We start from the raw sequence: 8,003 nt of genomic DNA on the forward strand, positions 1-8,003 counted from the left end.
ACGGCACACCATGAGCGGACCGGACGGCGTCGTGGTCGTCGGCGCGGGCCTGGCCGGCGCCACGGCGGTGGAGACCCTGCGGGCGGAGGGCTTCGACGGGCGGGTGGTCCTGGTCGGCGCCGAGGAGGAGCGGCCCTACGAGCGGCCACCGCTGTCCAAGCAGTACCTGCTCGGCGCCGCCGGCCGGGACGGCGCCCACGTGCACGCAGCGGAGTGGTACGCCGACTCCGACGTCGACCTGCGCACCGGCGTCCGGGCGGTCGGACTGGACCCGGCGGCGCACGAGGTGGAACTGGACTCCGGGGAGGTGCTCCGGTACGGCGTCGTGCTGCTGGCCACCGGGGCGTCGGCCCGCCGGCTGCCCGTGCCCGGCGCGGAGCTGGACGGGGTGCGGTACCTGCGCACCCTGGCCGACGCCGACCGGCTGCGCGCCGAGCTGACCGGCGGAGGGCGGCGGGTCGTGGTCGTCGGCGGCGGGTGGATCGGCCTGGAGGTCGCCGCGGCCGCGCGCCACCACGGCAACCCGGTGACGCTGGTGGAGCCCCGGCCGACGCCGTTGCACGGCGTCCTCGGTGCGCGGCTGGGGGAGGTCTTCGCGCGGCTGCACCGCAGCCACGGAGTGGACCTGCGGACCGGGGCGTCGGTCCGCGCACTGGAGGGGAGCGGTGGCCGGGTCCGGTCGGTGCTCCTCGACGGCGGGGACCCGCTCCCGGCCGACCTGGTCGTCGTCGGCGTGGGCGCGGTGCCGGAGACCGCGCTGGCCGAGGCCGCCGGGCTGCCGGTGCGCAACGGCATCGTCGTGGACCCCGCGTTGCGCAGTGCCGTCCCCGACGTCTTCGCCGCCGGGGACGTGGCCGCTGCCTTCTCCCTGCGGTACGGGCGGCACCTGCGGGTCGAGCACTGGGCGAACGCGCTGCACGGCGGGCCGGCCGCGGCGCGGTCGATCCTCGGCCAGGACGTCGTCCACGACCGGGTGCCCTACTTCTTCACCGACCAGTACGAGCTCGGCATGGAGTACTCCGGGCTCGGCCGCCCCGACGGCCCGGTGGTGTGCCGCGGCAACCCCGACGAGGGCCCGTTCATCGCCTTCTGGCTCGGCCCGGACGGCCAGGTGGAGGCCGGCATGAACGTCGACGTCTGGGACGTCGCCGAGCAGGTCCAGGCCCTTGTCCGGTCCGGCGAGCCGGTGCCGGTGGAGCAGCTCACCGACCCGGCCGTGCCGCTGGCGGAGCTCGTGCCCACCGGCTCTGGCTGACCGGGGGCGACCGACGCCGCGGACCATGGACGGGAGCAGGGCGCCGGCCTGCCGTTCCCTCGTGGCCGAGTGGCTCACCATCGAGGTCCTGGATGCGGACGTGCCCCCGACGCGGTGGCGCCGCGGGCACGGGGACGCCCCCCCGAGGCGGCGGTCACCCACGGGGCGATCGCCTGGGAGTGGCACGACACCCGGTGGGGTCTCGTCCTGGAACTGCTCGTCACCGCCGACGAGGACGTGGACCGCTACCGGGACCTGCCCGGCGTGCAGGCCGCCTTGGACGCCGTCCCCGACCGGGCCCGCGGCCTGCTCGTCCACCGCGGCCGCGGGGGGCGGCGCGGGCGCCGCGGTGCCACGCCGACCCGTTCGCTGCCGGCCGGCAGCACGAGGTGCCACGACCGGTCGGCGTCTGAGCGGCCGGCCCCCGCCGGCGACACGCCCCCGGTACACCCGCCGTCCACCTGGACCAGGCAGGGTGGGGGCCGTAACACCACCGACATGCCCGGAGACGACGATGGCCACCATGGACCGCCAGCAGGAGTTCGTCCTGCGCACCCTGGAGGAGCGCGACATCCGCTTCGTGCGGCTGTGGTTCACCGACGTCTCCGGATACCTGAAGGCAGTGGCCGTCGCCCCGGCCGAGATCGAGGCCGCCTTCGCCGAGGGCATCGGCTTCGACGGCTCGGCGATCGAGGGCTTCGCCCGGGTCTACGAGTCCGACATGCTCGCCAAGCCCGACCCCGGCACCTTCCAGGTCATGCCGGCCTCGCGCGGGCAGGCCAGCGACACCGCGCGGATGTTCTGCGACATCACGCTGCCCGACGGCTCACCGGCCTGGGCCGACCCGCGGCACGTGCTGCGCCGCGCGCTGGCCAAGGCCGCCGACATGGGCTTCACCTTCTACACCCACCCCGAGATCGAGTTCTTCCTGCTCAAGGACCTGCCCAGCGACGGCAGCCCGCCCGAGCCGGCGGACACCGGGGGCTACTTCGACCTGTCCACGCACAACGTGGCCCACGACTTCCGCCGGGAGGCGGTCTTCGCGCTGGAGGCGATGGGCATCTCGGTGGAGTTCAGCCACCACGAGGTCGCCCCGGGCCAGCAGGAGATCGACCTGCGCTACGCCGACGCCCTGTCGATGGCGGACAACATCATGACCCTGCGGCACGTGGTGCGGGAGGTCGCGCTCGCCCAGGGCGTGCACGCCACCTTCATGCCCAAGCCGTTCACCGAGCTGGCCGGCTCCGCGATGCACACCCACCTGTCGCTGTTCGAGGGCGACCGCAACGCCTTCCACGACCCAGGCGACCCGATGCGGCTGTCCACGACCGGCAAGCAGTTCATCGCCGGCCTGCTGACCCACGCCCGGGAGATGACCGCGGTCACCAACCAGACGGTCAACTCCTACCGGCGGCTGCTGGCCGGCACCGAGGCGCCGACCGCAGCCACCTGGGGCCGGGCGAACCGCTCGGCGCTGGTGCGGCTGCCCTCCTACAAGCCGAACAAGGGCAACTCCGCGCGGGTCGAGGTCCGCTCGCCGGACTCCGCGTGCAACCCCTACCTGACCTTCGCGATGCTGCTGACCGCCGGGTTGCGCGGCATCGAGAAGGGCTACGAGCTGCCGCCGGAGGCGGAGGACGACGTCTGGTCGCTGACCGACACCGAGCGGCGCGCCGCCGGCTACGAGGACCTCCCGGTGTCGCTCGGCGAGGCGCTGACCGCGATGCAGGGCAGCGAGCTGGTCGCCGAGACCCTCGGCGAGCACGTGTTCGACTTCTTCCTGCGCAACAAGTGGGAGGAGTTCAACTCCTACCGGCAGAACGTGACGCCCTTCGAGCTCAAGCGCTACTTGCCCGGCCTGTAGGAGGACCCCCTCGCCCCCACGACGCGCTGCGCACGCCGCGGGTCCCTGCGAGGGGGCCGTTCCATAAGCTCACCCCCGTGGCCCGCCTGCTCGTCGTCGTCCCGTCCGACACCGACCCGCCCACCCGCCTCGGGGAGTGGCTGACCGACGCCGGGCTCGAGCTCGACGAGCGGCGGCTGTCCACCGGCGAGCCGCTGCCGGCCGACCTGACCGGCGTGGACGGGCTGCTCGTGCTGGGCGGCCCGCAGTCCTCGATGGACCCCGAGGAGGTCGCCCCGGAGCTGGTCGGGGTGCGGCACCTGCTGGGCCAGGCGATCGCCGCCGACGTCCCCACGCTGGCGGTCTGCCTCGGCGCCCAGCTGCTGGCCCAGGTCGGTGGCGGCAGCACCCGGGTGGGCGTGGACGGCCCGGAGGTCGGCGCCGCCCTGGTGGCCAAGCGGGACGCCGCGGACGCCGACCCGCTGTTCGGCCCGCTGCCGCTGTCGCCGGACGTGCTCGAGTGGCACCACGACGAGATCGACCGGCTCCCGCCCGGCGCGACGCTGCTGGCCAGCAACCCCAGCTACCAGAACCAGGCCTACCGGGTCGGCGACCACGTCTACGGCCTGCAGTTCCACATCGAGCCCGACGAGCCGCTGATCCGGCAGTGGGCGGAGACCGACCCGGTCGGGGTGGCCGCCAGCGGGCTGGACGCCGACACCATCTGCGCGCGGGCGGCCGCCGTCCAGCCCGACGTGGCCGAGGTCTGGGGACCGTTCGCCGCCCGGTTCGCCGAGCTGGTGCGCGCCCGGGCCGGCCGGCGGAGCGACGCGCCCCACGGCGCCTGACCGATGGCGATCGCGCCCGGTCCGGCTGCCGAGGACGAGGTCCCCCGCCGGGCCGTCGTCCGGCTGGTGCGGTTCGGCTTCGAGGACGGCGCCCGGGCCGCCCGGCTGCTGGCCGACCCCACGCTCGGTCTCTGGGACCTCGAGCGCAACGAGCCGGCCGACCCCGAGGCCGGTCCGGTCGTCTCCGCGCTGGCACGCACCGGCGACCCCGACCTCGCGCTCCGCTCGCTGGCCCGGCTGGTCGAGGCGCTGGACGCCACCGACCCGGCCGGTGAGCTGGCCGCGGGCCTGCTCGCCCGGCTGCGGGGCTCCGGCGCGCTGCGCTCCCGGCTGCTCGCCGTCCTCGGGGCCTCCGCCGGCCTGGCCGACCACCTGGCCACCCACCCGGCCGACTGGGTGGTGCTGGACGCCGACGAGCGCGGCGCGGGCCGCCCCAGCCCGCACGAGCTGGAGCAGCAGATGCTCTTCGCCGTCGGCGCGGACCCCGACGACCCGCCCTGGGGCGTGCGGCTGGGCACCGCCGCGCCGGACCCCGACCCGGCGCGGGTCCGCGAGCTCAAGCACGCCTACCTGCGGGCCGTGCTGTCGGTGGCCGGCCGCGACCTCGGGGACGGGCTGCCCGCCGACGAGGTGGCCGCCGAGCTCGCCGACATCGCCGGCGCGGTGCTGACCGCCGGCCTGGCGCTCGCCGTCGCCGAGCAGCCCGCCGACGCCGCGGCCTGCCGGCTGGCCGTCATCGCGCTGGGCAAGACCGGCGGCCGGGAGCTCAACTACGTCAGCGACGTCGACGTAATCTTCGTCGCCGAGCCGGTGGACGCCGGCGAGGACGACGCGGCCGCGCTGGCCAGCGCCACCCGCGTCGCCGGATCGCTGATGCGGATCTGCGGGCAGGCCGCCTGGGAGGTCGACGCGGCGCTGCGCCCGGAGGGCAAGGCCGGCGTGCTGGTGCGCAGCCTGTCGGGGATGCGCGCCTACTACGAGAAGTGGGCGAGCACCTGGGAGTTCCAGGCGCTGCTGAAGATGCGCCCGGTGGCCGGGGACCCGGCCCTGGGCCGGGAGTACGTCGACGCCCTGTGGCCGATGGTCTGGACGGCCGGCGACCGGACCGGCTTCGTCGGCGAGGTGCAGGCGATGCGCCGCCGGGTCGAGGCCAACATCCCGGCCGGCCAGGCCGACCGGGAGCTGAAGCTGGGCCGCGGCGGGCTGCGGGACGTCGAGTTCAGCGTCCAGCTGCTGCAGCTCGTGCACGGCCGCGCCGACGTCTCGCTGCGCGACGGCGGCACCATCCCGGCGCTGATCGCGTTGGGGGCCGGTGGCTACATCAGCCGGGACGACGCCGCGACGCTGGTCGCCTCCTACCGCTTCCTGCGCACGGTGGAGCACCGGCTGCAGCTGCTGCGGCTGCGGCGCACCCACCTGCTGCCGGTCGCCGAGGACCAGCTGCGCTGGCTGGCCCGCTCGCTGGGCTACAAACCCGACGACCGCGGCGACTCGGTCGCCGTGCTGCGCGCCGAGCTCGCCCTGCACACCCGGGTCGTGCGCCGGCTGCACGAGAAGCTCTTCTACCGGCCGCTGCTGTCCTCGGTGGCCCGGGTGCCCGGCGAGCAGCTGGCGCTGGGGCCCAAGGCGGCCGGGGACTGGCTGCGGGCGCTGGGCTTCGCCGACCCGGACGGCGCGCTGCGGCACCTGACCGCGCTCACCGGCGGGCTGACCCGCTCGGCGTCGATGCAGCGCTACCTGCTGCCGGTGCTGCTGCAGAGCTTCGCCTCCTGCGCCGACCCGGACGCCGGGCTGCTGGCCTACCGCCGGGTCAGCGAGGCGCTGGGCAAGGACCAGTGGTTCCTGCGGCTGCTGCGCGACGAGGGGCAGGCCGCCGAGCGGCTGGCCGTGCTGCTGGGCTCCAGCCAGTACGTCGCCGGCCTGCTGACCCGCACCCCCGAGGCGATGCGCATCCTGGCCGACGACGCGCAGCTCGAGCCGCGCGGCGCGGACGTGCTGGCCTCGGCCTGGCGGCAGGCGGTGGCCCGGGCCGGGGACGCGGGGGCCGGCGTCCAGGTGCTCCGCTCGCTGCGCCGCCAGGAGCTGCTGCGGATCGCCTGCGCCGACCTGCTCGGGCGGCTGGACGTGCTCCAGGTCGGTCGGGCGCTGCACGACGTCGCGGTGGCGACGCTGCGGGCCGGGCTGGACGCCGCGGTGCGCAGCTGGGCCGCCGAGGCGGGGGTGGCCGCGGCCGACGTGCCGGTCGACCTGGCGGTGATCGGGATGGGCCGGCTGGGCGGGGCCGAGATGGGCTACGGATCGGACGCCGACGTCCTGTTCGTGCACCGGGCGAAGGCGGGCGCGGACGAGTCGCGCGCCGCGCCGGTGGCCAACGCCGTCGCCCACACGCTGCGCCGGCTGCTGGGTGAGCCGGCGCCGGACCCGGCCTTCGAGGTCGACGCCAACCTGCGCCCGGAGGGCCGGCAGGGAGCGCTGTCGCGCAGCCTGTCGGCGTTCGCCGAGTACTACCAGCGCTGGGTCTCCACCTGGGAGGTGCAGGCGCTGCTGCGCGCCGAGCCGGTGGCCGGGGACGAGCAGCTGGGCCGGGACTTCCTCGCCCTGGTCGACCCGCTGCGGTACCCGGGTGCCGGGCTGACCGCAGGGCAGGTCGCCGAGATCCGCCGGATCAAGGCCCGGGTGGACAGCGAACGGCTGCCGCGCGGCGCCGACCCGGCCACCCACCCCAAGCTCGGCCGCGGTGGGCTGGCCGACGTGGAGTGGACCGTGCAGCTGCTCCAGCTGCAGCACGCCGCCGGGCACCCGGAGCTGCGGGTCACCCCGACGATCGAGGCGCTGGAGGCACTCGGTCGCGCCGGGCTGCTGGACGCCGAGCAGGTGACCGCGCTGCGGTCGGCCTGGGAGCTGGCCAGCCGGGCGCGCAACGCCGTCTTCCTGGTCCGCGGTCGCCCCGGCGACCAGCTGCCGCGGCAGGGGCTGGAGCTGCAGGGCGTCGCCCGGGCCTGCGGCTACGGCGCCGACACCGACCCCGGTCAGTTCCTCGACGACTACCGGCGGATCACCCGGCACGCCCGCACGGTCGTCGAGCGGGTGTTCTACGGCCGCACCGAGGAGGACTGAGCCGTGTACGTCCCCGCGCACTTCGCCGCCCCCGACGACGCCCTCGTCCAGCTGCTGGCCGCGCCAGGGGCCGTGGACCTGGTCAGCAGCACGCCGGCGGGACTCACCGCCACCACGCTGCCGATGCTGTACGACCCGCAGGCGCACGCCCTCACCGGGCACCTCGCGCGCAACAACCCCCAGTGGCGGGACACCGTGGGGGAGGTGCTGGTCATCGTCCGCGGACCCGACGCCTACGTGTCGCCGTCCTGGTACGCCAGCAAGGCCGAGCACGGCCGGGTGGTGCCGACCTGGGACTACGTGCTGGCGCACGTCCACGGCGAGCTGGTGCTGCACGAGGACGCCGACTGGCTGGCCGCGCACGTCACCCGGCTCACCGAGGCGCACGAGGCCGGCCGGCCCGAGCCGTGGGCGGTGACCGACGCACCCGCCCGGTTCGTCGCCGGCCAGCTGCGTGCCATCGTCGGCGTCGAGGTGCCGATCAGCCGGGTCGAGGCCAAGTGGAAGCTGTCGCAGAACCGCCCGGCCGCCGACGTCGACGGCGTCGTCGCCGGCCTGACGGCCGACGGGGCGCTGGGGACGACGGCCGCGGTCCAGGCCGTCCGGGCGGAGCGGGGTTGAGCCGGGCACCGGGAGGGCACGACCGATCGGTGCCCGAGACCAGCCCGGCCAGCGCCGCCCCGCTCCCGACCGCCCCGCTCCCGACCGATCAGCTCCCGGCCGCCGACGACGTGAGCGACGAGGTGGTGCGCGACCTCCCGCCGGCCGACGAGCCGACCGCCACCATCACGCCCTACCGGGACGGCCCGCTGGTCGTCCGCGGGGACTTCCGGCTGGTCGACACCGAGGGCAACGAGATCGACCCCGGCCGCAAGACGGTCGCGCTCTGCCGGTGCGGCAAGTCCAGCATCAAGCCCTTCTGCGACGGGACCCACAAGCG

At 75.9% G+C, this 8,003-nt stretch carries 6 protein-coding genes; all 6 read left to right on the top strand.

What is annotated here, in order from left to right; all coding sequences use genetic code 11:
* Positions 1–10: 10 nt before the first annotated feature.
* Positions 11–1,255, top strand: coding sequence for an NAD(P)/FAD-dependent oxidoreductase (locus FHL80_RS01050; protein WP_138731602.1), 1,245 nt, complete (start codon positions 11–13; stop codon positions 1,253–1,255).
* Positions 1,256–1,769: 514 nt separating this feature from the next.
* A complete protein-coding gene (gene glnA / locus FHL80_RS01055; RefSeq protein WP_246078374.1) occupies positions 1,770–3,119 on the top strand; it encodes a type I glutamate--ammonia ligase in 1,350 nt (449 codons plus the stop codon).
* Positions 3,120–3,196: 77 nt separating this feature from the next.
* Complete coding sequence (locus tag FHL80_RS01060) at positions 3,197–3,946, top strand: type 1 glutamine amidotransferase (RefSeq protein WP_138731603.1); 750 nt, start codon at positions 3,197–3,199, stop codon at positions 3,944–3,946.
* Between the two features lie 3 nt (positions 3,947–3,949).
* Positions 3,950–7,063, top strand: a complete 3,114-nt coding sequence (locus tag FHL80_RS01065) for a bifunctional [glutamine synthetase] adenylyltransferase/[glutamine synthetase]-adenylyl-L-tyrosine phosphorylase (RefSeq protein ID WP_138731604.1) — start codon at positions 3,950–3,952, stop codon at positions 7,061–7,063.
* 3 nt (positions 7,064–7,066) lie between these two features.
* Positions 7,067–7,684, top strand: a complete 618-nt coding sequence (locus FHL80_RS01070) for an FMN-binding negative transcriptional regulator (protein ID WP_138731605.1) — start codon at positions 7,067–7,069, stop codon at positions 7,682–7,684.
* 29 nt (positions 7,685–7,713) lie between these two features.
* The coding region (locus FHL80_RS01075) for a CDGSH iron-sulfur domain-containing protein (RefSeq protein ID WP_246078375.1) at positions 7,714–8,003 on the top strand (290 nt) is incomplete at its 3' end.

This window comes from Modestobacter excelsi (assembly GCF_005930495.1).
Lineage (GTDB): Bacteria > Actinomycetota > Actinomycetes > Mycobacteriales > Geodermatophilaceae > Modestobacter > Modestobacter excelsi.